This is a genomic window from Sphingomonas edaphi, assembly GCF_003583725.1.
In the GTDB taxonomy this organism is placed as follows: domain Bacteria; phylum Pseudomonadota; class Alphaproteobacteria; order Sphingomonadales; family Sphingomonadaceae; genus Sphingomicrobium; species Sphingomicrobium edaphi.
Genome location: NZ_QXTF01000001.1, coordinates 340,792 through 364,811 on the forward strand (window position 1 = coordinate 340,792; position 24,020 = coordinate 364,811).

23 protein-coding genes and 1 pseudogene are annotated in these 24,020 nt (G+C 62.9%); 1 reads left to right on the forward strand and 23 read right to left on the reverse strand.

Annotation, left to right across the window (positions count from 1 at the left end):
- Positions 1–30: 30 nt before the first annotated feature.
- Complete coding sequence (locus D3M59_RS01735; RefSeq protein WP_119531018.1) at positions 31–1,221, reverse strand: hypothetical protein; 1,191 nt, start codon at positions 1,219–1,221, stop codon at positions 31–33.
- Between the two features lie 130 nt (positions 1,222–1,351).
- On the opposite strand from D3M59_RS01735, the gene D3M59_RS01740 reads away from it, so the two are divergent.
- Positions 1,352–3,664: a coiled-coil domain-containing protein gene (locus D3M59_RS01740; RefSeq protein WP_147416674.1), complete on the forward strand. Its 2,313-nt coding sequence runs from the start codon at positions 1,352–1,354 to the stop codon at positions 3,662–3,664.
- A 36-nt stretch (positions 3,665–3,700) separates the two neighbouring features.
- Here the strand turns inward: D3M59_RS01740 and D3M59_RS01745 are convergent, their stop codons facing one another.
- The 22 genes and pseudogenes from D3M59_RS01745 to efp form a co-directional block, all read right to left on the reverse strand.
- On the reverse strand, positions 3,701–3,961 hold the full coding sequence (locus D3M59_RS01745; RefSeq protein WP_119531022.1) for a DUF1467 family protein: 261 nt from the start codon (positions 3,959–3,961) through the stop codon (positions 3,701–3,703).
- A complete protein-coding gene (locus tag D3M59_RS01750; protein ID WP_119531024.1) occupies positions 3,958–5,598 on the reverse strand; it encodes a ribonuclease J in 1,641 nt (546 codons plus the stop codon). Before D3M59_RS01750 ends, D3M59_RS01745 begins: the two co-directional genes overlap by 4 nt.
- The gene (locus D3M59_RS01755) at positions 5,595–6,371 is read right to left on the reverse strand and encodes a type III pantothenate kinase (protein ID WP_119531026.1); all 777 of its coding nucleotides are present in this window, start codon (positions 6,369–6,371) and stop codon (positions 5,595–5,597) included. Before D3M59_RS01755 ends, D3M59_RS01750 begins: the two co-directional genes overlap by 4 nt.
- 39 nt (positions 6,372–6,410) lie before the next feature.
- Positions 6,411–7,109, reverse strand: a complete 699-nt coding sequence (locus tag D3M59_RS01760) for a biotin--[acetyl-CoA-carboxylase] ligase (protein ID WP_325048606.1) — start codon at positions 7,107–7,109, stop codon at positions 6,411–6,413.
- Positions 7,106–8,539, reverse strand: coding sequence for an NADH-quinone oxidoreductase subunit NuoN (gene nuoN, locus D3M59_RS01765; RefSeq protein ID WP_119531030.1), 1,434 nt, complete (start codon positions 8,537–8,539; stop codon positions 7,106–7,108). The genes D3M59_RS01760 and nuoN overlap by 4 nt, the downstream gene beginning before the upstream one ends.
- Entirely contained in the window at positions 8,539–10,065 is a 1,527-nt protein-coding gene (locus tag D3M59_RS01770; protein ID WP_119531032.1) for an NADH-quinone oxidoreductase subunit M, read from the reverse strand. The genes nuoN and D3M59_RS01770 overlap by 1 nt, the downstream gene beginning before the upstream one ends.
- Positions 10,062–12,116, reverse strand: coding sequence for an NADH-quinone oxidoreductase subunit L (nuoL, locus tag D3M59_RS01775; protein WP_119531034.1), 2,055 nt, complete (start codon positions 12,114–12,116; stop codon positions 10,062–10,064). Before nuoL ends, D3M59_RS01770 begins: the two co-directional genes overlap by 4 nt.
- Positions 12,116–12,421 carry an NADH-quinone oxidoreductase subunit NuoK gene (gene nuoK, locus D3M59_RS01780; RefSeq protein WP_119531037.1) on the reverse strand — a complete coding sequence of 102 codons (306 nt, stop codon included), beginning with the start codon at positions 12,419–12,421 and terminating at the stop codon, positions 12,116–12,118. Before nuoK ends, nuoL begins: the two co-directional genes overlap by 1 nt.
- A complete protein-coding gene (locus tag D3M59_RS01785; RefSeq protein WP_119531039.1) occupies positions 12,418–13,023 on the reverse strand; it encodes an NADH-quinone oxidoreductase subunit J in 606 nt (201 codons plus the stop codon). Before D3M59_RS01785 ends, nuoK begins: the two co-directional genes overlap by 4 nt.
- 23 nt (positions 13,024–13,046) lie before the next feature.
- On the reverse strand, positions 13,047–13,529 hold the full coding sequence (gene nuoI, locus D3M59_RS01790; protein ID WP_119531041.1) for an NADH-quinone oxidoreductase subunit NuoI: 483 nt from the start codon (positions 13,527–13,529) through the stop codon (positions 13,047–13,049).
- On the reverse strand, positions 13,526–14,581 hold the full coding sequence (gene nuoH, locus D3M59_RS01795; protein ID WP_119531043.1) for an NADH-quinone oxidoreductase subunit NuoH: 1,056 nt from the start codon (positions 14,579–14,581) through the stop codon (positions 13,526–13,528). The genes nuoI and nuoH overlap by 4 nt, the downstream gene beginning before the upstream one ends.
- The gene (gene nuoG, locus D3M59_RS01800; RefSeq protein WP_119531045.1) at positions 14,578–16,581 is read right to left on the reverse strand and encodes an NADH-quinone oxidoreductase subunit NuoG; all 2,004 of its coding nucleotides are present in this window, start codon (positions 16,579–16,581) and stop codon (positions 14,578–14,580) included. The genes nuoH and nuoG overlap by 4 nt, the downstream gene beginning before the upstream one ends.
- Positions 16,581–17,294, reverse strand: a complete 714-nt coding sequence (locus D3M59_RS01805; protein ID WP_119531047.1) for a hypothetical protein — start codon at positions 17,292–17,294, stop codon at positions 16,581–16,583. The genes nuoG and D3M59_RS01805 overlap by 1 nt, the downstream gene beginning before the upstream one ends.
- Positions 17,291–18,580: an NADH-quinone oxidoreductase subunit NuoF gene (gene nuoF, locus D3M59_RS01810; RefSeq protein ID WP_119531049.1), complete on the reverse strand. Its 1,290-nt coding sequence runs from the start codon at positions 18,578–18,580 to the stop codon at positions 17,291–17,293. Before nuoF ends, D3M59_RS01805 begins: the two co-directional genes overlap by 4 nt.
- Positions 18,570–18,752, reverse strand: coding sequence for a hypothetical protein (locus D3M59_RS01815; protein ID WP_119531051.1), 183 nt, complete (start codon positions 18,750–18,752; stop codon positions 18,570–18,572). Before D3M59_RS01815 ends, nuoF begins: the two co-directional genes overlap by 11 nt.
- Entirely contained in the window at positions 18,752–19,417 is a 666-nt protein-coding gene (locus D3M59_RS01820; RefSeq protein WP_119531053.1) for a complex I 24 kDa subunit family protein, read from the reverse strand. Before D3M59_RS01820 ends, D3M59_RS01815 begins: the two co-directional genes overlap by 1 nt.
- Positions 19,417–20,649 (reverse strand): NADH-quinone oxidoreductase subunit D, encoded by a 1,233-nt coding sequence (locus D3M59_RS01825; RefSeq protein ID WP_119531055.1) that lies wholly within the window; start codon positions 20,647–20,649, stop codon positions 19,417–19,419. The genes D3M59_RS01820 and D3M59_RS01825 overlap by 1 nt, the downstream gene beginning before the upstream one ends.
- Positions 20,646–21,524 carry an NADH-quinone oxidoreductase subunit C gene (locus D3M59_RS01830; protein WP_119531057.1) on the reverse strand — a complete coding sequence of 293 codons (879 nt, stop codon included), beginning with the start codon at positions 21,522–21,524 and terminating at the stop codon, positions 20,646–20,648. The genes D3M59_RS01825 and D3M59_RS01830 overlap by 4 nt, the downstream gene beginning before the upstream one ends.
- Positions 21,521–21,985, reverse strand: a pseudogene (locus D3M59_RS01835) (NuoB/complex I 20 kDa subunit family protein); the annotation flags it as partial. The pseudogene D3M59_RS01835 and the gene D3M59_RS01830, both read right to left, overlap by 4 nt.
- 107 nt (positions 21,986–22,092) lie before the next feature.
- Positions 22,093–22,470: an NADH-quinone oxidoreductase subunit A gene (ndhC, locus tag D3M59_RS01840; RefSeq protein WP_119531059.1), complete on the reverse strand. Its 378-nt coding sequence runs from the start codon at positions 22,468–22,470 to the stop codon at positions 22,093–22,095.
- A 95-nt stretch (positions 22,471–22,565) separates the two neighbouring features.
- Positions 22,566–23,378, reverse strand: coding sequence for an inositol monophosphatase family protein (locus tag D3M59_RS01845; protein WP_119531061.1), 813 nt, complete (start codon positions 23,376–23,378; stop codon positions 22,566–22,568).
- Positions 23,378–23,941 carry an elongation factor P gene (efp, locus tag D3M59_RS01850; protein ID WP_119531063.1) on the reverse strand — a complete coding sequence of 188 codons (564 nt, stop codon included), beginning with the start codon at positions 23,939–23,941 and terminating at the stop codon, positions 23,378–23,380. The genes D3M59_RS01845 and efp overlap by 1 nt, the downstream gene beginning before the upstream one ends.
- Positions 23,942–24,020 lie beyond the last annotated feature (79 nt).

Below are 24,020 nucleotides of genomic sequence, written 5' to 3' on the forward strand. Positions count from 1 at the left end.
TTCCATAAAACAGATGGGGTTAACGCGGGGTCAATCGCGTTCGATGCGGTGCCGGCAGTGCTGGAGGATGAAAAAGCTGGTCGCTGCGTAAAGCGCGAGGAGGCTGAGATAAGCGCTCCACCAGTCAGCAGCCGCGAACGGGAGTGACAGCCAAATGGCGGTGCGCCGTGAGAACAGCCAATGGCTGCCCGGCGGCTTGGCGGCGGTTCGTTCTAGTCGGGCAGCCTCCGCAAAGGCCCCTGCCGAGAGCGCGGCGACGACGGCTCCCCAGCCCGATCCATGGCGGGACTCAAACCAGCCAAGCGCGATAAGGGCCAGCCCTGCCGCCGGCCAGAGCAGCCGGCGCGATACCATTGTGGTTGGCAGCGGACTGAGCCGCAGGCTCGCCAGACGCTGCGCAACGAGGTCGAGCGGTGTTGACAGCAGCAGCAGTGCAATCGCGCCCCAATGCCAGCCGCGGGTGAAGAAGAAAGCCGCGGCGACCGTCATGACCAGCGCCGCCTGCACCAGCCAGGATGGGCGCAGGCCAGTCTCCATCAATTTCTCGGTAGCGATTTCCTCAACCAGCGGCAGGATGTAGCGGCTGACGGCGTCTTCGCGGGCGGAGCGCGACGCGACGAGCAAGCGACGTTCGAAGCCCGCCATTTCCGCTTCGCCCGCGGCGAGGAACGGGCCGCGCCCCTCCCCGCTGACCGCGGGGACCAGCTTTCCGCCGGCTTGGACAGCCCGACGCAGCAGGGTCGATTGGAGATCCCAGTCGCCGAGCATCGCCGCCGTCGCTCCCAGCATAGACGCATCGACCCGGGCAAGCCCGGCCCAGCGGTGCGCGCCATCGATCCGCTCGAAGTCCGAGTGAGTTTCGTCGTCGGGCACGGTTACGATCGCCGGGCCAGCCTCCTCGGCCAGTCCCGCGAGGTCTGCCATGTCGGGCGCAATGCCGTCGGCCAGCAAGACAAGTTCGGTGCCACCTTCGAAGCGGCTGGCCGCCTCGTTGCCGTCGCTCACCGGAACGACGCTGATGCCTTCGGCCCTCAGGCGATCAAACGCTTCATTTAACGCGACCGGGACCCGCTCGACCAGGACGATCAGCGGCGCCACGCCAGCGCCGGCAAGGCAGCGCGCCTGATATTCGAATAGGGTACGTCCAGCGAGCGGGAGCAAGGCCCGAAGCCCGCCCGCGTCATCTTCCTGATAGGCACCGATCAAGGCGCCGAGCGCCATGGCTTTCCCCGCGTGAAGAACGATTTCCCCCTGAGCCGTCCGACATAGGGCAGTGTGCGGCAAGATTTCCACCCCGCAAGACGCCGTTTGTCGCTTTCCACCGAAAACAAAGGTGGTAAACTCCATGGTCATGAGCACCAGCCCGCAGCGCGCGTCCAGCGATCAAGCCCCGGCCTATGGCCAGGATGCCTATCCGCAGATCGACAATGGGCTCCTGCCCAATGTCGGAATTTTCGACCAGCTGAGCTGGTCCGAGACGCGCGACGAGAATGAGGTTGCGACGGCGGGCGGGCGCGCGGTGCTAGGGTGGGCGCTGGGCATCTTGGCGTTGCTGTGGACCGCTTATACCGCCTGGTCCGCCGGACGGACGCTGTCGGCCGAGCCGCTGTCGAGCCCGATGGTCGCGCAATGGATCGCGATCCTAGCGGGTCCGCTAGCGCTAATGGGCCTTGTCTGGCTGATGTTCGGGCGGACGCGGCGCAAGGAAGCGGAGCAGTTCACGCGCTCGGTGATCGCAATGCGAACCGAGGCGCGATCATTGCAGGATATCCTCGGCGCGCTGTCGCAACAAATCGAGCAGAACCATGCTGCGCTGGGTGTCATGGCCGGCGACCTGATCGGACTTGGCGACCAGGCGGCGACACGGTTGGGCGGCATCACCAGCGAGCTCAATGCCGGATCGCGGACGCTGGCAGAGCATGGCGCAGCACTCGACCGGGCGGCGGAAGCAGCGCGAACCGACATCGGCGTACTATTGGCTGACCTGCCGCAGGCAGAGGACAGCGCACGGCGCATGGCGGATACCCTTCGCGAAGCTGGGCGCTCCGCATCGGAGCAGGCAGCAGGGTTCGAGGAGCAGGTCGGGCGGCTGGCGACGCAAGCTCAGCAAGCCGACGCGGTTGTGCATGAGGCTTCGGAGCGGCTGCTCGCGCAGCTCACGCATATCGAGAGCGCGGGCGCCGCAGCGTCGCTACGGGTGTCTGACGCGGGGAGGGAAACGGGCGCGATGGTCGATGCCATCCTGGCGCGATCGGCCGAGGCGTTGGCAGAAATCCGCGGCGGGATCGACGCGCAAGCGGCGGCCGTTGCCGCGCTGGTCGCGCAAAGCCAAGCGGGCATCGGCCGCGCGGGGATCGACGCGTCGGAGCTGCTGGGCGAGCGGCTGGTGGCGGCTGGCTCGGCGCTCGACGGACTGTCAGCGCGAATTGCCGAGCAGGAACGCGCGTCACACCGACTGATTGCCGACCTCGACAGCGGGCTGGCGGCGCTCGACGAACGGTTCCTAGACCTTGCCCGATCGGGCGACGAGCGCGCCGGACATGTCCAGACTGCTCTGACCCGACTGCGTTCCGAATTGGAATCACTGTCCGCGGCGGCGAATAGTCATGATTCCAGCATCGATTCGCTGGCTGAGCGGACAGAGCGGCTGCGGACCGGCGTCGACGAGTTAGGGCTAGTCCTGCAGGGGCAGATGGCGGCGACGCTGGGCGAAGCGGAAGCTGGCGCCGCGCGACTGTTGGCCTCGGCCGAAGCAGCCCGTCCGCACGTCGATTCGATGCGCGACGCGGCAGTCGAGGCTGCCAACCGCATCGAAGCGGGCGCATCGAACGTCGATGCCCAGCAGGAGCGCCTGGCCGGGCTAATGACCTCGGTCGACTTGGGCGTCAGCCAGGCCGAGCAGCGGCTTTCCGAGCTTAGCGCGGCCATCGCTGCCGCCGGCGAGGAAGCGGGGAGACTGTCGAACGACACGGGTCCTGCCCTCGTCGCGGCACTGGTCCAGGTGCGGGAGGCTGCGTCTCATGCGGCCGAGCGGGCCCGGGAAGCGATCGCCAAGGTCATTCCGGACAGCGCCGGCGAACTTGGTCTGGCAACCCGTGCAGCGCTGGAAGCTGCAGTGCGGGAAGGGGTCGAGGCCAAGCTGGTCGAACTCGACGCGGTGGCGACCAAGGCGGTTGAGACGGCTCGTGAGGCTTCGGACCGGCTGACGGCGCAGATGCTGTCAATCGGGCAAAGCGCCGCCGCCCTCGAAGCGCACATCGAGCGCAGCCGCGAGGCGCAGCGCAACGATAGCGGCGAGGAGTTCGCACGGCGGGTCTCGCTCCTGATGGACTCGATGAACTCGGCTTCGATCGACGTTCAAAAGATCCTGAGCGACGAAGTCGACGAAAAAGCCTGGAACAACTACCTTAAGGGCAATCGGGGCGTGTTCACCCGCCGCGCCGTGCGCCTGCTCGATGGGGCAGAGACCAAAGCCATCGCCAGCCAGTATGATGAGGACCCGGAGTTCCAGGGGTCAGTCAACCGTTACGTCCACGATTTCGAAGCCATGCTTCGCCGCGTCTTGGCCGAGCGCGATGGCGGGATGATCGCGGTGACGCTGATGAGTTCGGACATGGGCAAACTTTACGCCGCGCTGGCGCAGGCGATCGAGCGCCGCCGTTGAGCGGGTCTGGACTGCCCCGTCAGACCAGCGTGCTGCTTAATTGTAGAAGTCGAGATCGTCGACTGTGATCCAGCCGAAGACATAGTTCGCGACGTAAATCGCAGTCAGCAGCACCGCGAGGATCGCGGCGCGACCGAGGTGGCGCGGCAGGTCGAACTTGTGAGGCGCGCTGTCGGCCTGGCCCGGCACACGCTCGACACCCGCTTCCTCATGAGTCCGGACTCCGAACGGGAGGAGAAGGAAGGCGGAAAAACAAAAAATGAGGAAGTAGATCGCGAGGACCGACGTCCACTTCATCGCGTTGTCTCGATCAGCATGACTTCGACGATCGGCTTTTTGCCGGTCCACAGCGTAGCGCAGCGGCGGACCGCAAGCCGGACGGCTTCACGAACCTTTTCGATATCGCCGGTCGGGTCGTAAGCCTTCACCGCCGCGTCGGCGGCATCCGCGAGGAAATCGGCGCGGTCTTCCTCGACCGGAACGCCGAAGGGACGGATGACCACATCGCCCATCAGGCGCCGGTCGGCGCCGATCGGCAGGGCGGCTGTGATAAGGCCGTTGATGGAAATCTTGCGCCGTTCATTGAGCGTCGCGCCGTCAGCGGGAAGGATGACGTCACCGTCCAGCACAAGACGGCCGACTCGTTCCTCACCGATCTTTTCCGGGCCATTGGGGGCCAAGCGGACGAGGTCGCCGTTGCGCTGGATGATGGCGCGGGGAACGCCTTGGGACAGCGCGAAGCGGGCCTGTTCACGCATGTGCCGCATTTCGCCATGCACCGGTACGATGATCTCAGGCCGCATCCACTTGTACATCGCGGCAAGTTCAGGCCGTCCGGGATGGCCCGAGACGTGCACGTGCGCCTGCCGCTCCGTGACAATCAGCACGCCAAGGTCGGACAGGGCATTCATGATCCGGCCGATCGCGATCTCGTTCCCGGGAATCTGTTTCGACGAGAAAATGACAGTGTCACCTTCCTTGAGCTTTAGCTCATGTGTGTCGAAAGCAATCCGGCCGAGCGCGGCGCGCGGTTCGCCCTGCCCCCCAGTCGCGATAACGAGCAGTTCATGGCGGGGAAGCTTCATCGCCTCGTCGAAGCGGACCGGCTCCGGGAAGTCGCGGAGGTAGCCAGTGGCCTTGGCGACGCGAATAATACGGTCGAGGCTTCGGCCTGCCACGGCGATGCGACGCCCGGTTTCGTTGGCAACTTTCCCAATCGTTTCCAGACGCGCAGCGTTTGAAGCAAAGGTAGTGACGAGTACGCGGCCCTTCGCCTTAGCCACTTCGGCGCGCAGGCCGTCGTGGACGCTGGCTTCGCTGCCCGATGGCGTGTCCTGGAAGCTGTTGGTCGAATCGCAGACCAATGCGAGCACCCCCCTGTCACCGAGTGAGGTCATCGTTTCGGCCGAACTCGGCTGGCTGAGCACGGGCGTTTCGTCGATTTTCCAGTCGCCGGTGTGAAAGACATTGCCGAACGGCGTTTCGATGAAGAGGCCGTTCCCCTCAGGAATTGAGTGCGCCAGCGGAACATAGGTCACGCGGAAGGGATCGAGGTCAACCGAGCCGCCCCGTTCGACGATTCGAAGAGCGACCTGTCCAGTCAGCCCTTCTTCCTCCAGCTTCCCGGCGATCAAACCGGCCGTGAACGGGGTGGCGTAGAGCGGCACCTTGAGGTCGGCGGCGAGATAGGGAAGCGCGCCGATGTGGTCTTCATGGCCGTGGGTCAGGAAAATGCCGACAAGATCGCCCATCCGCTCCTCGATGAAATCGAGGTCCGGAAGGATGAGATCGACGCCCGGATAATCGCTGTCGGCGAACGTCAGGCCGAGATCGGCCATTAGCCATTTGCCCCGGCAACCGTAGAGATTGACGTTCATGCCAATCTCGCCCGACCCGCCGAGCGCAAGGAACAGTAGTTCTTCGCCCGGAGTCATCGGTCAATCCTTGACGCGAGGATATCGAGACCCTGGATGGTGAGGTCAGGTTCGATGGCGTCGAACGCATCCGTATGCTTGTCGAACAGCACGGCAAGGCCGCCGGTGGCGATCACCGTCACCGGACGGCCAATTTCCGATTTCAGCCGTTGAACAAGGCCTTCGATCATCGCAACATAACCCCAATAAACTCCGATCAGCATCTGTCGCTCAGTCGTGCGGCCGACGACGCTGTTGTCTTCTGGCGCGGAAATGGCAACGCGCGGCAGCTTGGCCGCGGCTTGGACGAGCGCATCGAGGCTGAGATTGATGCCCGGCGCAATAATCCCGCCCTTATAGGCCCCCGTGAAATCGACGACATCGAAGGTAGTCGCCGTCCCAAAGTCGATGACAATGAGGTCGCCCTTATGCTTGGCATGGGCGGCGATGGCATTCAGCGCGCGGTCGGCGCCGACATTGTACGGCTCATCGACGTCAAACGCGATCGGCCATTCGGCCGCCCCCTGCCCCGCGACCAGCGGCGTCACCCGGAAATATTTTTCAGCGAGTACCTGCAGATTATGCAGCGCACGCGGGACGACGGTGCCGATAATCACGTCGGACACGTCGTCCACTCCGTAGCCGTCGAGGTCCAGCAACTGGCGCAACCAGACGACATATTCGTCGGCGGTGCGGCGCGGGTCGGTCGCGATGCGCCATCGGGCGCGGATTTCGCCGTCCTTGACCAGCGCGAAGACGATATTGGTATTTCCGGCATCGATCGCGAGGAGCATGGGGGAACGCCTAGCCGGAAGCGATGCCAATTGCGAGGGTCAGCCGAGCGTCACGTCGCCGGCGCGGATCGTTTCGATGCGGCCATTATCGAGACGCAGACGCATCGCCCCGTCCGCGTCGATGCCGTCAAAGCGGCCAGCAATGCGTTCGCCGGGCCCGCTATGCACTTCGAGCCGGGTGCCGACGGCATGGGCGCGGGTCATCCATGCGTGGGCCAGCGCAGTCGGCTCCGCAATTCTCCACGCGCCAAGCAAGCGGGAAAAGCTTCCTGCCAGCAGCGGCGCGAAGGCCTTCGGGGGCAGGTCGGCATAAGTTTTCAGGGCGGCCGTCTCCCGGTCCGCAATATCGGGCGCGCCGGCTAGATTGACTCCGAATCCCGCGACGACCCGGTCACCGGACCGTTCGAGCAGGATCCCGGCAAGCTTTGCATGGCCCAGCATCAGGTCGTTTGGCCATTTGAGCGACAGTGGCGCGGAAGGCGCAGCAACCTCCACCGCTTCAAGCAGGGCGAGCCCTGCTACGAGGGCTAGTGAAGGTGCAGACGGATCGGCGGCCCGAAGCTGGATCAGCGTCGATCCAAAGAAATTGCCGTCAATCGTCTGCCACACGCGGCCATGGCGTCCGCGCCCGCCCTGCTGCGCCAGTGCCACCAGCCAGTCGCCCTCGATAGCGGAGGGATCGGCAAGCAGGTCGGTATTAGTCGAGCCGGTGACCTCGACGATGCGGATTCGGCTCAGAAGAGAGAACCCGCCGCGTTGGCCGTCAGTTGGCCGAGCGGTCCGATCAGGAGATAGCCGAGCGGCGACACGACTAGCGCCGCAAGGGCAATAAGCGCCCCCTCAAGCCCACTTCCGCCCCTTGCGTAAGGCGCGCCGGGGGCATCGAAGTACATCACCTTGATGATCTTCAAATAATAGAAGGCGCCGATGACGGTGCCGAGGATGCCCGCAACGGCTAGCGGATAAAGGCCTTCCGCAACGGCAGCGTTAAATACCATCAGCTTCGGCCAGAAGCCAAACAGCGGCGGAATGCCGGCAAGGCTGAACATGAACACGGCCAGCGCGGCGGCTAGCCCAGGGCGTGATTGCGACAGGCCGGAAAGGCTGTCGATTCCTTCCAAGGGTTCACCATTTTCGTTCTTCATGCGCAGGACGCATAGGAAGGCACCGAGCGTCATGACGACATAGACCGCCATGTAGAACAGAACCGAGGAGGCGCCCGCGACGCCGCCGGCAACCAAGCCGATCAGCGCGAAGCCGACGTTGTTGATCGAAGAATAGGCGAGCAGCCGCTTGATATTCGTTTGTCCATAGGCGGCGACCGCGCCGAGGAAGATCGAGGCGAGCGCGGCAAATGTCATGATTTGGCGCCACGCGTCGATCGCCGGGCCTAGCGCGTCGAGGCAGACGCGGACACCGAGCAGCATCGCGGCGACCTTTGGCGCGGAGGCAAAGAAAGCGGTGACCGGCGTCGGCGCTCCTTCGTAGACGTCCGGAGTCCACATGTGGAACGGAACCGCACTGATTTTAAACGCGAGGCCGGCCAGCGTGAAGACGAGGCCAAACAGCAGGCCGATCGACCCGGTCCCGTCACGCAGGAAAGCCGCTGCGACGCCGTCGAACTGCGTCGTGCCGGTAAAACCGTACAGCAACGAAATGCCGTACAGCAGTATACCGGATGCCAGCGCTCCGAGAACGAAATATTTGAGCCCCGCCTCCGCCGACCGCTCGTCCGTGCGGCGGTAGGACGCGAGGACGTATGCGGCGAGGCTGTTGAGCTCAAGGCCGACATAGAGCGACATGAGATTGGTCGCCGACACCATTACAGACATGCCGACGACGGCGAGCAGGATGAGCACCGGATATTCGGCGGCATGCTCGAAATCTCGCTCGAACCAGTTGTGAGCAATGACGACCGCAACAGCAGCGCAAAGGTAAATGAGCAGCTTTCCGAACGCGCCAAACCCGTCGGCAGCGATTAAACCGCCGAAGAGGGCGCCGGCGCGCTGCGGCTCGCCCAGCAGGGCCATGGCCGCGCCGAGTAGCAGGGCAACGGCGGACCAGCTGCATAAGGCAGAGGCGCGGCGGCCCATGAAGGCCGCGACCATCATCAGCACCAGCGCGCCAATGGTAAGGATGATCTCCGGAAGAATGGCGGCGAAGTTCATTAATGGGCTTCCGTCGAATGGGCTTGGACCGGTGCCGGCTTGCCGGCGGTAAGGTGCGCGTCACCCGCTGGCTTCGCGCGCTCGATCCGCTCAAGCAGGCGACCCACATCGGCGCGCATGGGCTTCAGGAAGGATTCTGGATAGATACCCATCCACAACACGGCAGCCGCAATCGGCGCCAGCAGCCACAACTCACGGACGCTCAGGTCTTTCATCGCCGCGGCGTCCGCGTTGACCTGCTTGCCGTAGCAAACTCGCCAGTAAAGATAGAGCATGTAGGCGGCGCCAAGGATGATGCCGGTGGTGGCGACGACCGCTGCCCAGCTCGACACTTCGTAAGTGCCGACGAGGCTCAGGAATTCGCCGACGAAGCCGCTGGTGCCCGGCAGGCCGACACTGGCCATAGTGAATAGCAGGAACAGCAGCGAATATATCGGCATATTGTCCGCCAGGCCGCCATAGCGCGCGATCTCGCGAGTATGGAGCCGGTCGTAGATGACGCCGACGCACATGAAGAGTGCACCCGAGACGAGGCCGTGGCTTAACATGACAATCAGCGCGCCCTCGATGCCCTGCCGGTTGAAGGCGAACAGACCGAATGTGACAAACGCCATGTGGGCAACCGACGAATAGGCGATCAACTTCTTCATGTCGTGCTGGACCAGCGCAATGAGGCTGGTCACGACAACGGCTATACCGCTGAGCACGAAGACGAAGGGGATGAACTCCGCCGATGCTTCGGGGAACATCGGGAGCGAAAAGCGAATGAACCCGTAACCGCCCATTTTCAGGAGGACGCCGGCGAGGATGACCGATCCCGCGGTCGGCGCCTGCACGTGAGCATCGGGAAGCCAGGTGTGGACCGGCCACATCGGCATCTTCACCGCGAAGCTGGCGAAGAATGCGAGCCACAGCCACCACTGCAGCGACGGGTCGAAATTGTAGGCCATCAGCGCCGGGATCGACGAGGTGCCGGCGGTGTAGATCATCGCCAGCATCGCGATTAGCATCAGCACCGAGCCCGCCAGCGTATATAAGAAGAATTTGTAGCTGGCCTTGATACGCTCCGCACCGCCCCAAATGCCGATGATCAAGTACATCGGAATAAGGCCACCTTCGAAGAAGATGTAGAACAGCAGCAGGTCCTGCGCACAGAAAACGCCGATCATCAGCGCCTGCATCAGCAGGAATGCGGCCATGTACTCCGGCACTCGCTTCTCGATCGCGCGCCAGCTAGCTCCAATGCAGATCGGCATAAGGAACAGGGTCAACATGATGAGCATCAGCGCGATGCCGTCGATGCCCATGGCCCAGCTAATCCCGCCGCCGATCGCGTAATTCTCGACGAACTGCCACTGTGCGCCATTGGGATCGTAGGTAGCCCAGAGCCAGATGCCGAGGCCCAGGCTGATGAGCGTGGTGATCAGCGCATTCCAGCGCGCTCCACTGGCGGGCTGGAACAGTGCGACGATGCCCGCGACTAGCGGGAGCAGCACTAGGATGGAAAGAATCGGGATGCCGCTCATCGTACCCACCAGAAGACCCAAGTCGCGGCGCCGATCAGGCCCAGCAGCATGACGAGGGCATAGCTATAGACATATCCGGACTGCAGACGCGTCGTCAGACGGTTGCCTATGCCGACCGCGTAGGCAGCCCCGTGCGGGCCGAAGCGGTCGATGGTCTGCTCGTCGCCGCGCCTCCAGAAGAAGCGGCCAAGCTTCACGGCTGGCCGGACAAAGATGACTTCGTACAGTTCGTCGAAATACCATTTGTGCATCAGGAATTTGTGCAAATGCGGGAACATGACGACGAATGCCGCCGGCGCTTCCGGCCTGGCGATATAATTGCGCCAAGCTATCGCGAGGCCGATCAGCATGACCGCCAGTGGCGACAGCTTCACCCACAACGGGACCGCGTGCATTTCGTGCGCGAGATGCTCGCTGAAAGCGATGCTTCCGCGCCAATAGTCGGCGCCCGCTTCCGGTTCGACGAACGCGCCGTGAAACAGGAAGCCAGCGAATACAGCGCCGAGCGACAGGATAGCTAGCGGAAGGAGAATGACCCAGGGGCTTTCGTGCGGATGATATCCCGCCGTGCCCTCGACGCCCTTCACATGGTGATCGTGGGCGCTGTCGTGATCCGACGCTTCCTCCGCCTCGTCTTCATGGACATGGTGGACGGCGTGCTGGATATGCTCGCTGCCCGCCCAGCGCGGCTTGCCGAAGAAGGTGAGGAAGATAAGGCGCCAGCTGTAGAAGCTGGTTAGTAGGGCGGCGAAAATGCCGAGGAAGAAGGCGATATTGCCGTGGACGGTGCCGCTGGCGAACGCGCTCTCCAGGATCGCGTCCTTCGAGTAGAAGCCAGCGAACCCGAACACTCCCATGATGCCGACGCCGGTGATGGCCAGCGTGCCGGCGATCATCGCCCAGAAAGTCAGCGGGATCTCCTTCCGGAGAGCGCCATAATAACGCATGTCCTGCTCATGGTGCATGGCATGGATGACCGAGCCGGCGCCAAGGAACAGCAGCGCCTTGAAGAAGGCGTGGGTGAACAGGTGGAACATGGCCGCGCCATAGGCGCCGACGCCCGCGGCGAAGAACATGTAGCCAAGCTGCGAACAGGTCGAATAGGCGATGACCCGCTTGATGTCGTTCTGCACCGTTCCAACCGTGGCCGCGAAGATTGCGGTAGCGGCGCCGACGTAGGTTACAACCGTGAGAGCGGTCTGCGACACTTCGAACATGGGTGACAGGCGGCAGACCATGAACACGCCGGCAGTGACCATAGTTGCGGCGTGAATCAACGCGCTGACCGGCGTCGGACCTTCCATCGCGTCCGGAAGCCAAGTGTGGAGGCCGAGCTGCGCCGACTTGCCCATCGCGCCGACGAACAGCAGCAGGCAGAGCAGGGTCATGGTGTCGACGCGCATGCCGGCGAAACCGATGGTCGATCCGGCCATACCCGGCGCCGCTTCGAGGATTGTAGGGATCGAGACGGTACCGAACACAAGAAAGGTACCGAAGATGCCAAGGCTGAAGCCGAAATCACCGACGCGGTTGACGACAAACGCTTTCATCGCGGCGGCGTTGGCGGACGGTTTGTGATACCAGAAACCGATGAGCAGGTAAGACGCGAGGCCGACGCCTTCCCAGCCGAAAAACATCTGCACTAGACTGTCGGCGGTCACGAGCATCAGCATCGCGAACGTAAACAGCGAGAGATAGGCGAAGAAGCGAGGCTGGCTCGGATCCTCCTCCATATAACCCCAACTGTAGAGGTGAACGAGGCTGGACACCGTCGTCACTACGACCAGCATAACGGCCGTCAGCGCGTCGACGCGCAGCGCCCAGTCGACGCTAAGGTCGCCCGAATTGATGAAGTCGAGCACAGGCACGACCTGCGCTTCCGCATTGCCACCGAGGTAGGACAGGAAGATCGGCCAGCTAAGCGCGGCAGCAACGAATAGTGCGCCGGTCGTGATGACCTTAGACGCGGTCTTGCCGATGGCACGACCGCCCAGCCCCGCGACAATAGACGCGAGGAGCGGAAGGAAGACAATAAGAACAATAGGGTGCATCAGCCGCGCATCCGGTTGACGTCGTCGACCGCGATAGAGCCGCGGCGACGGAAGAAGATGACAAGGATAGCAAGGCCAATGGCAGCCTCGGCAGCGGCGACGGTCAGAACGAACATGGCGAATACCTGGCCGACCAGATCGCCAAGGAAAGCGCTGAACGCCACTAAGTTGATGTTCACCGCCAGCAGGATCAACTCGATCGCCATCAACATCAGGATGATGTTGCGGCGGTTAAGGAAGATGCCGAGCACGCCAAGCGTGAACAGGATCGCCGCGACGGCGAGATAGTGGGTCAACCCGATCACAGCTTCATCCCCTCGCCCACGGCCGGATTGAGATTTTTGATGGCCTCATCCGGACGGCGGTCGACTTGGCGGCTGACTTTCTGGCCGCGAACGTCACCGCGACTGCGATGGGTGAGCACGATAGCACCGATCATAGCGACGAGCAGGATCAGGCCGGCGATTTCGAACGGGAAGAGGAACCGGGTGTAAAGCAGTTCTCCCACCGCTTCGATATTGGGCTGCGTCGTTGCGGCAGGCTGCGCCCCGCCTGTGACAGGCCCGGCCTTCCAGGCGGAAACCGCGACGACAATCTCCGCCAGCAGCACAAGCGCGACGATCAGGCCGAACGGCAGGTTCTTAGTGAACCCGGACCGCAGGGCAGCAAAGTCGATGTCCAGCATCATGACGATGAACAGGAACAGCACCGCGACCGCGCCGACATAGACGATGACCAGAAGCATCGCGATGAATTCGGCGCCCAGCAAAAGCATCAGGCCGGCCGCGTTGAAGAAGGCCAGGATCAGCCACAGCACGCTGTGCACCGGGTTTCGCGCGAAAATGACCATCACCGACGAGGCGATGGTCAGCGTCGCGAACAGGTAAAAGGCGAAGATTGCGATCATCGGATCCCCAGTTGGCGGCGCGCTTAACGGTAGGCCGCGTCAGCGGCAAGATTGGCGGCGATCGCCTGTTCCCAGCGGTCGCCATTGGCCAGCAACTTGGCCTTGTCGTACAGAAGTTCCTCGCGTGTTTCGGTCGCGAATTCGAGGTTCGGTCCTTCCACAATGGCATCTACCGGGCAGGCCTCGGCGCATAGGCCGCAATAGATGCACTTCACCATGTCGATGTCGTAGCGCGTGGTACGGCGGCTGCCGTCTTCGCGCGGTTCGGCCTCGATAGTGATTGCCTGGGCCGGACAGATCGCTTCGCACAACTTGCAGGCGATGCAGCGTTCCTCGCCGTTCGGATAACGGCGGAGCGCATGCTCGCCGCGGAAACGGGGCGACTGCGGCACCTTTTCGTATGGATAGTTGATCGTCGACTTCGGCTTGAAGAAATACTTCAGCGTCAGGATATGCGCCTTCAGGAATTCCCAGAGCGTGAAGGCCTTGAGGGTGCGCGCGATCATGCGGCCACTCCGTAACGGGTGAACATCAGCCAGCCGGACACCAGCACGACGAAGAGCAGCGACAGCGGCAGGAAGATTTTCCAGCCCAGACGCATCAGCTGGTCATAGCGGTACCTCGGCACCGTCGCCTTCACCCAGCCGAAGACGAAAAAGAAGAAGCCCATTTTCAACAGCAGCCAGACAATGCCCGGCACCGCGTAGAGGAATTCGATATTGAGCGGCGGCAAGAAGCCGCCCCAGAACAGGATGGCATTTAAGGCGCACATCAGGATCACATTGGCATATTCGCCAAGCCAGAAGAGCGCGAAGCTCATCGACGAATATTCGGTCTGGTGACCGGCGACCAGCTCACTCTCCGCTTCGACAAGATCGAACGGGGTACGGAACGTTTCGGCCATCGAACTGATCAGGAACACTATCGCCATCGGGAATAGCAGCGGATTGAACCCGTGGCCGTTCAAGAGGCCGAAGCCGATGTTGCCCTTCTGCGCCAGCACGATCTCGGTCAGGTTGAAGGTGCCCGCGTAGAGCACGACGCAGATGAGGACGAAGCCGATCGAGACTTCGTAGCTGACCATCTGTGCCGCCGCGCGTAGCGCTGAGAAGAAGGGATATTTCGAGTTTGACGCCCAGCCGGCAATGATCACGCCGTAGACACCCAGCGACGAGGCCGCCAGAATGTAGAGCAGGCCGACGTTGATGTCGGTCAGCACCACGCCGACGTCGAACGGAACCACCGCCCAGACGATCAGCGCCACCGTGAAGGTAATAACCGGCGCAATCAGGAACAGACCCTTGTTGGCGCTCGAAGGGATGATGGTTTCCTTGAGGAAGACTTTCAAACCGTCGGCGAAGCTTTGCAGCAGCCCCCAGGGACCGACCACGTTCGGGCCGCGGCGGAGCGCTATGGCTGCCCAGATCTTGCGTTCGGCATAGATGACCATCGCCACGGCCAGCATGAGCGGCAGCGCGATGACCAAGATTCCGACGATGGTCGCAGTGAACCAGGCCCAGTCGTAGGTCATCCCCAGATTCTGGAAGAAGGCGGTCATTCCGCGGCCTCCAGATATTCGCGGCCCTGCACCAGTTCTTCAGAGCAGCGGTGCATCGTCGGACTGGCGCGACAAATCGCGTTGGTTAGGTAAAAGTCCTTGATCGGATAGCTAACGGGTCCCGAAGCATCGGCTTTCAGCTTGGGCGGCGCCCAAGGCATGTTAATGATGCCGTCAATACCGAGCACCGGAACCTCTGCAATCATCGCGGCGCGAAGCTGGTCAAAGCGATCGAAAGGCAGCGGCTTGCCAATAAGGTCGCTGAGCGCCCGCAGGATGGTCCAGTCTTCCCGGGCTTCGCCCGGTGCGAACGTCGCACGTTCACTGCGTTGAACCCGACCTTCAATGTTGACGTAGGTGCCGTGCTTTTCGGCATAGGCGGCCCCCGGAAGGACCAAGTCGGCCTGCGCAGCCCCGTTGTCGCCGTGGTGGCCGATGTAAACCTTGAACGCGCTGCTGAAATTGGCGGCCGGGACTTCGTCTGCTCCAAGGAGGATGACCAGTTCGGGCTTTGCCTCCTCGATATCGGCGATGCCACCCTTTTGGGCATAGCCAAGGAGTAGGCTCGCCATCCGCGACGCCGCGGTGTGCAAGACGTTGAAGCCGTTCCAGCCGTCTTTGATGAAGTCGCCCGATGCGGCAAGGGCCGCACCCAGCGCGCCACCGCCGAGCGCACCCGGCCCGACGATCACCACCGGCTTCGACGCCGACTTGATTGCGTCCGCAACTACCTGTGGGAGCTTGCCGAGCAGCGAGAGGTCTTGGCCAAGCCATTCGACCTTGTAGGTCAGGTCTACTTCCGGGCCGATCGCGAAAACCTTTGCGCCGCGGCGAACCGCCTTGCGCAGTCGCGTGTTGACCAGCGGAGCTTCCCAGCGCGGGTTGGTGCCGACGAGCATGATGAGGTCAGCATTTTCAAGGTCGGCGAGCGGTGTATTGAACCGGACGGCGCCAAGGCTACTGACGTCGTAGTCGAGGCCTGTCTGGCGACCCTCGATCAAGGTCGAACCCGCACCTGCGAGCAGCGCCTTAGCGGCAAACATGGTTTCGGCGTCGAGAAGGTCGCCAGCGATCGCCGCGACCTTGTTTCCCGCCTTCTTGAACTGCCTGGCGAAGACGTCGAGCGCCTCGCCCCACCCTGCTTCCCGCAGTTTGCCCTTTTCCCTGACCCAGGGCCGGTCAAGCCGGCCCCGAACCAGCGCGTCGACATGATGGCGGGTCTTGTCGTGGGCCCATTCCTCGTTCACCGCGTCGTTGATGCGCGGCAGAATGCGCATGACCTGGCGGCCGCGAACATCCATGCGAATGTTGGTGCCGACGGCGTCCATCACGTCGATGCCGGGGACCTTTTTCAGTTCCCACGGGCGCGCTTCGAAGCTGTACGGGCGCGACAGAAGCGCTCCGACCGGGCAAAGATCGACGAGGTTGCCTGAGAGCTCCGAATTGAAGGCGCCCTCAAGGTAAGTGGTGATCTGCTCGTCCTCGCCACGAAAAAGCATACCGATGGTCGGAGTGCCGGCGACTTCCTCCGCGAATCGGACGCAGCGGGTGCACTGAATGCAGCGCGTCATCGCCGTCTTGACGATCGGACCGAAATATTTGTCGTCGACCGCGCGCTTGTTCTCGTCGAAGCGCGAATGCCCACGGCCGTAGGCCATCGCTTGGTCCTGAAGGTCGCACTCGCCGCCCTGGTCGCAGATCGGGCAGTCGAGCGGGTGATTGATGAGCAGAAACTCCATCACCCCTTCGCGCGCCTTCTTGACCATCGGCGTGTCGGTCTTGATCGTCTGGCCGTCTGCAGCGGGCAGTGCGCAGCTTGCCTGCGGCTTGGGCGGCCCCGGAGCCACCTCGACGAGGCACATGCGGCAATTGCCGGCGATGCTCAGCCGCTCATGGTAGCAGAAACGCGGGATTTCCTTGCCGGCAAGCTCGCAGGCCTGCAGGACGGTCGCGCCCTGCGGAACCTCGATCTCGACGCCGTCAACGGTAACCTTAGGCATTATTGGGCTCCGCCCGATCCGACCGCGATGCGCGGCGCACGGGCCAGTCGATAAAGGTTGAGCGCGATCGTTCCGCGCAGGTTGAAGCGGTTAATGGCGATCTGTTCGCCCTTCTTGACGCAGCCGGGGAGCGCCGGGGCGAGTGCGCTGAGCGCCGCCTTTTCGGCTTCCGTTTCGACCGGTGTCTTGAGTAGCGCGAGGCTGCCAGCTGGATTGGCGCGGACCACGCATTCGCCCAGCGGGGCGATGGCGGCGTAACCCTGCGCGGCGTCGGCAAAGACCTGCCAGCCGGCAACGCGCTCGGGATCGGCAGCTACATCGGCTGGCATCGGACGATCGGTGAAGGGAAGATGCTGCAGCGGGGCTACCTGCGACAGGTCGGCAGGAGCGGACTTGATGTCAGCGAGGACAAGCGCTTCGGCGAGGCCGTAGCGCATCTGCACCGCCCTGGCCCGCATGCGTGAACCACGAGGCATGCAATCGCTGATGAAGAGGCCCTTGGTTTCCTCGCTGCCCAATTTCTGCAACGGATCGAGCACGACCTCGGCGGCTACGTCATGCTTGCGGCGTACTACGCAGCGGGCGAATTCCGACATCACCGCGCGCGAGACGGCCGGGCTCGTCGCGACTTGGCGCTGCACCACTACCGGCGGAGTGCGGGTGCCGGCGATTTCCTGCCCGGCCAGCATCGCAAACGCAACGAACAGGCTCATTCCGCGGCCTCCTGCATGCCATGACGCTCGGCAATACGGCGCTCAAGTTCCGGACGGAAATGTCGGATCAAGCCCTGGATGGGCCACGCCGCCGCGTCTCCGAGCGCACAGATGGTGTGGCCTTCGACCTGCTTGGTCACGTCATAAAGCCGATCGATCATGCCGACGTCGCCCTCGCCTTCGCGAAGTCGTTCCATCACGCGCCACATCCAGCCGGTGCCTTCTCGGCACGGCGTACACTGGCCGCAGCTCTCATGCTTGTAGAAGTAGCTAATGCGGCTGATCGCGCGGACGATGTCGGTGGACTTGTCCATGACGATGACGGCCGCGGTGCCGAGGCCTGAACCCAATTCCTTCAGGCCATCGAAGTCCATCGGCGCGTCCATTATCTGGGCGGCCGGAACGAGCGGGACCGAGGAGCCGCCCGGGATAACGGCAAGGAGGTTGTCCCAGCCGCCGCGAATGCCGCCAGCGTGGGTGTCGATGAGCTCGCGAAAGCTGATGCTCATCGCTTCCTCGACCACCGTCGGCTTATTCACATGACCGCTGATCTGGAACAGCTTGGTGCCGCTGTTGTTCTCGCGCCCGAAGCTCTTAAACCAGGCGGCGCCGCGGCGGAGGATCGTCGGGACGACCGCGATGCTCTCTACGTTGTTGACGGTCGTCGGGCAGCCGTAAAGGCCCGCGCCGGCCGGGAATGGCGGCTTCAGGCGGGGCTTGCCGGGTTTGCCTTCCAGGCTTTCCAGCATAGCGGTCTCTTCGCCGCAGATGTACGCGCCCGCGCCCCGGTGGACGAACAGGTCGAAGTCGTAGCCCGAGCCAGCGGCATTCTTGCCGAGCAGGCCAGCCTCATAGGCTTCGGCGACGGCTTTGCGCAGCGCTTCGGTCTCGACGATGAATTCGCCCCGCACATAGATGTACCCCGCCCGCGCCCGCATCGCGAATCCGGCGATCAGCGCACCTTCGACGAGCTTGTGCGGATCGTGGCGCAGGATTTCGCGGTCCTTGCAGCTGCCGGGTTCGGATTCGTCCGCGTTGATGACGAGGAAGTTCGGACGGCCCGGGGTCGGCGCCTTGGGCATGAAGCTCCACTTCATGCCAGTTGGGAAGCCGGCACCACCGCGCCCGCGCAGGCCGGATGCCTTGACGACCTCGATGATCTCGTCCTGCCCGATCTTCATCAAGTCGGCAGTCTTGTCCCAGTCGCCACGCTGCTGCGCAGCCTTCAGATCGGGAGACTGAAAGCCATAGAGATTGGTGAATATGCGGTCCTTGTCAGCGAGCATCGGGCCCTCCGATGCGCTTGTTGTTGCCGCCGCCGGTGATAAGGTTCTTAGCCGCGACAAAAATAATTGCAGCGACGACGACCCCGACGATCAGGCCCAGCAGGCCTTTCAACAGTTTCCAGGCGACGACGATCACAACGATCGCAATGATGGCGCGGATGACGGTGCCCATTACCACTGCCCCCGATAGTCGTAGTTGCGCTCGGCCATTTTCTTAAGCGTGGTAGGGCCACCTTCAGGGCAGCTCGTCTGGCGCTCGACCTGCGGACCGATTTTCGGCTTTTCGCCGCGAGCAAGTGCGTCAAGCACGGCGCCCATGCTCTCTTCGGTCAGGTCTTCGTAATTATCGTCGTTGATCTGAACCATCGGCGCGTTGGCGCAGGCGCCGAGGCATTCGACTTCGGTCAGCGTCCACATCCCGTCGGCGGTGGTGTAGCCCTTCTTCAACCCGCGCTTGGCGCAGGCGGCGAGGACGTCGTCCGACCCACGCAGCATGCAAGGCGTCGTGCCGCAGACCTGTACGTGGAATTTGCCGACCGGAGCCAAGTTGAACATGGTGTAAAAGCTGGCGACTTCCTGCACGCGGATCGCCGGCATATCGAGCTGCTGGGCGACAAACTCGATGACCGGGATCGGCAGCCAGCCCTGCGTGCCGGTCATCTCGCCGACCTGCCGCTGGGCAAGATCAAGGAACGGGATAGAGGCGGACGCCTGGCGCCCCGCCGGATAGCGGGTTAGGATATCGGCGGCCGCCTTGGACCGCTTGTCGTCCCACGCGAAATCGCCCCACTCGGCGCGGAGTTCGGGCGTGTCGGGAGCGAAGAAACGGCCGGCCATTAGCGGTCGCACTCCCCAAAGACGACGTCGATCGCGGAGAGGACCGCAGTGGTGTCGGCGAGCATGTGGCCCTTCATCATGAAATCCATCGCCTGCAGGTGGCTGAACGCGGTCGGCCTGATCTTGCAGCGATAGGGTTTGTTGGTCCCGTCCGCGACAAGATAGACGCCGAACTCGCCCTTGGGGCTTTCGGTGGCGACATACACTTCGCCTGCGGGCACGTGGTAACCTTCGGTGTAGAGCTTGAAATGATGGATCAGCGCTTCCATCGATTGCTTCATCTCCGCGCGCTTGGGCGGGAAGACTTTGCGGTCGAGGCTGCCGATCGGACCTTCGGGTATTTCCTTCAGGCACTGGCGCATAATCCGGGCCGACTGCCGGACTTCCTCGACGCGGACCATGAAACGGTCGTAGCAGTCGCCGCGCGTGCCGACGGGAATGTCGAATTCCATGCGGTCATAGACTTCGTACGGCTGCGCCCGGCGGATGTCCCAGGGAATGCCCGCCGCGCGTATCATCGGGCCCGAGAAGCCCCAGGCCAACGCGTCTTCCTTGCTAACGGTACCGATATCAACGTTGCGCTGCTTGAAGATCCGGTTGTCGGCGACGAGGCTAATCGCATCCTCGAAAATCTTCGGGAAGGTATCCAGCCAAGTGGCGATCCGGTCCAGCACCTTGGGCGGGATGTCCTGATGGACTCCGCCAACGCGGAAGTAATTGGCGTGCATGCGCGCGCCCGAAACCGCTTCGTACAGCTGCAGCGTGTCTTCGCGAACCTCGAACAGCCACAGGTTCGGCGTCATAGCACCGACGTCCATGATGTGGGCGCCAAGGTTCAACATATGATTGGAGATGCGGGTCAGTTCCGCCATCAACACGCGGATATATTGCGCGCGGAGCGGAACCTCGAGGCCGAGCAGCTTTTCGACCGCCAGCACATAGCTGTGCTCCATGCACATCGGCGAGCAGTAATCTAGCCGATCGAAGTAGGGCAGCGCCTGGGCGTAGGTCTTGTATTCGATCAGCTTTTCGGTGCCGCGGTGGAGCAGACCGACGTGCGGATCAACGCGTTCGACGATTTCGCCGTCCAGTTCCATGATCAGGCGCAGCACGCCGTGGGCCGCCGGGTGCTGCGGCCCGAAATTGATCGTGTAGTTCGATACCGTCTGGTCACCGGCCGTCGGCTTGTCGCCCTGTGGCGCACCGACCATGAAGTCGAGCGTCGTCGTCATGCGTCACCCTTCGCCGGCTTAGCCGGGGATTTCTTCTTCGGGGCGGGCTTCGGCGCGGCCTTGGCCGTTGCCTTGCCGCCCGACGTTGCCGCTTTTCTAACAGCGGGCTTGCGGGCGGCCTTGGTCGCTTCCTTGTTCGCGGGAGCGCCAGCACCGGTCTTCGCCGGCGTGTCTGTCGTCTTCGGCTGGGCGGGCGGCGCCTTGGCTTCAACCTTGGGCGCAGCACTGGCGGCCGGCGCAGGGCTCGGCGCTCCGGGCGCCTGCGGCACAGCCTTCTCATCGCCTGGCAGACGATATTCGGGACCGTCCCAAGGCATCAGGAAGTCGAACGTGCGGAAATCCTGCGGCAAGCTTACGGGCTCGTACACGACCCGCTTCTCCGCTTCGGAATAGCGAAGCTCGACATAGCCGGTCAGCGGGAAATCCTTGCGCTGCGGATGCCCTTCAAAACCATAGTCGGTCAGAATTCGGCGCAGGTCGGCGTTACCCGAGAAGACAACACCGTACATGTCGAACACCTCACGTTCGAGCCAACCGGCGACCGGCCACAAGCCGGTCAGGCTCGGCACCGGCGTTTCCTCGTCAGCCGTCACCTTCAAGCGAACGCGGTGGTTCGCGGTGATCGACAAAAAGTGGTAGCAAACTTCGAACCGCTCGGCGCGCTCTGGATAGTCGACGCCTGCGATTTCCATCAATTGCTGATAATCGAACTGGTCGCGGGCGATGCGCGCGGCCTCGACCAGGCCTTCCCGGGTCACCGTGAACGTCAACTCGCCGACGGCATCCTTATGGGTAACATAGGCCGAGCCTATGGCCACCTTGAAAGCATCGGCGAAGCCTTCTCGCTCCTTGATGAGGGGGGCTGGACTGCTCACCGGTCGATCGTTCCTTCGCGACGGATTTTCCGTTGCAACTGCATGATGCCGTAGAGCAGCGCTTCGGCAGTTGGCGGACAGCCCGGGACATAAATGTCGACCGGCACAATGCGGTCGCAACCGCGAACGACCGAATAGCTGTAGTGATAGTAGCCGCCGCCATTGGCGCAGCTACCCATCGAGATGACGTATTTCGGCTCGCTCATCTGGTCGTACACCTTGCGCAGCGCAGGAGCCATCTTGTTGCACAGCGTACCGGCGACGATCATCACATCGCTCTGGCGCGGCGACGCGCGAGGAGCGACACCAAAACGCTCGAGATCGTAGCGTGGCATGTTGACGTGGATCATCTCAACCGCGCAGCAAGCGAGGCCGAAGGTCATCCACCACAGCGAGCCAGTGCGGGCCCAGGTGACCAGGTCGTCCATCGATGCAACCAGGAAGCCCTTTTCGTCGAGCTCCTTGCGCATTTCCAGGAACTTGGCTTCCTGCTCGCTCCCCGGGACAAGGCCCGCCGCCCGAGCAATTTCTTCCTCGGTCGGGTTGGGGTTGCGTGCGGGGTCCAGCATTACTCCCATTCGAGCGCTCCCTTCTTCCACGCATATGCGAGGCCAAGGCCCAGTTCGGCGAGGAAGATCATCATGGCACCCCAACCGGCCCAACCCGTCCCGACCAAGCTGACCGCCCAAGGGAAAAGGAATGCCGCTTCAAGGTCGAACACGATGAACAGAATCGCGACCAGGTAGAAGCGGACATCGAATTGGGCACGGCTGTCCTCGAACGCAGGGAACCCGCATTCATATTCGCTGAGCTTTTCCGGATCCGGCTTGTGCGTCCCGGCCAGCCGGCTGACCAGCATCGGCAACAGGACGAACGCCCCCGACAGCGCTAGCGCGACCGCGAGGAACAGGAGGATCGGCAGATATCCGGCGGCGACACTGGCCAATGGAGACTCCCGGGTGGGCAAAAAGATTGGCGGCTCTCTAGGACGCCGCCCCTAATGGGGCAACATCTGAAACCCTGATAATGACTCGCAACAAGCTAGCGGAGCGATCCAGCCAGCAGTTTATGGAGCTTGCTGTGAAGATCGCCGTTCGCAACGAGATACTCGCGGCGTTCAAACATACGGTCCTGTCCGCGATAGTCGCTGACGAAGCCGCCCGCTTCCTTGACGAGCAATACGCCAGCCGCGCTGTCCCAAATGTCGAGATCGTCTTCCCAAAAGCCGTCGAAGCGGCCCGCAGCAACCCACGCGAAGTCCAGGCTGGCGGCGCCCATGCGGCGAATCCCGGACACTTCCGGTGCAATCGCACCGTAGATTCGCGACCAGGTCGCTACATTGCCGCGTCCGAAGTGCGGAAGGCCGGTCCCGATCAACGCTTCGTCCAGGTGCCGCCGGGCGGAGACGCGCAAGCGACGGTCCGCGAGCCATGCGCCCCGGCCCTTTTCGGCCCAGAAGCTCTCGTCGGTCAGCGGCTGGTAGACCATGCCGTGCGTGATTTCCGCCTTGCCGTCGGCGCGGCGGTCCTCAACCGCGATCGAGATGGCAAAGTGTGGAACGCCGTGGAGGAAGTTGGTCGTGCCGTCGAGTGGATCGATGATCCAGCGGGGCTTGTTGGGATCGCCTTCGATCTCGCCCGATTCCTCGGAATAGATCGCCCAGTCGGGACGGGCGTTACGAAGCTCGTCGATCAGTGTGCGCTCGGCACGCTTGTCGGCCATCGAAACGAAGTCAGCGGGCCCCTTCTTCGAGACCTGCAATTGCTCAACTTCGCCGAAGTCGCGGCGAAGACGCGGCGCCGCCTTCCGGGCGGCGCGCGTCATGACGGTGATCAGGCCGGAATGACTAACCATTAGTCGGCGCGGCGGACGTATGTCTGTTCGTAGACGTCAACGACGATGCGGGTGCCGCTCGCGATATGCGGCGGGACCATGATGCGAACGCCGTTGTCGAGCACCGCCGGCTTGTAGCTGGACGAGGCGGTCTGCCCCTTCACGACTGCGTCGGCTTCGACGATCGTCGCTTCGATCGTGTCGGGAAGCTGGACGCTGATCGGCCGCTCCTCGTGAAGTTCCATGATTACATCCATGCCGTCCTGGAGGAAGGCAGCCGCATCGCCGAGCAAGTCGCGCGGAAGCGTGATCTGCTCGTAGGTTTCCTTGTCCATGAAGGTAAGGTCGTCGCCGTCGGCGAAGAGAAACTGAAAGTCCTTTGTGTCGAGACGAACGCGCTCAACCGTCTCGGCGCTGCGGAAGCGGACGTTGGTCTTTCGGCCGTCGATGAGGTTCTTCATCTCGACCTGCATATAGGCGCCACCCTTGCCAGGCTGCGTGTGCTGGATTTTCACCGCGCGCCAGATGCCGCCTTCATATTCGATGATGTTGCCGGGACGAATGTCCACACCGCTGATCTTCATGCGATCCGCTTTCCGCTTTGACTGTTGAAAGAGCCCCGGGCGCCCTTGTCGCAGGTTCCCGGCAAAACTTGCGATGCGC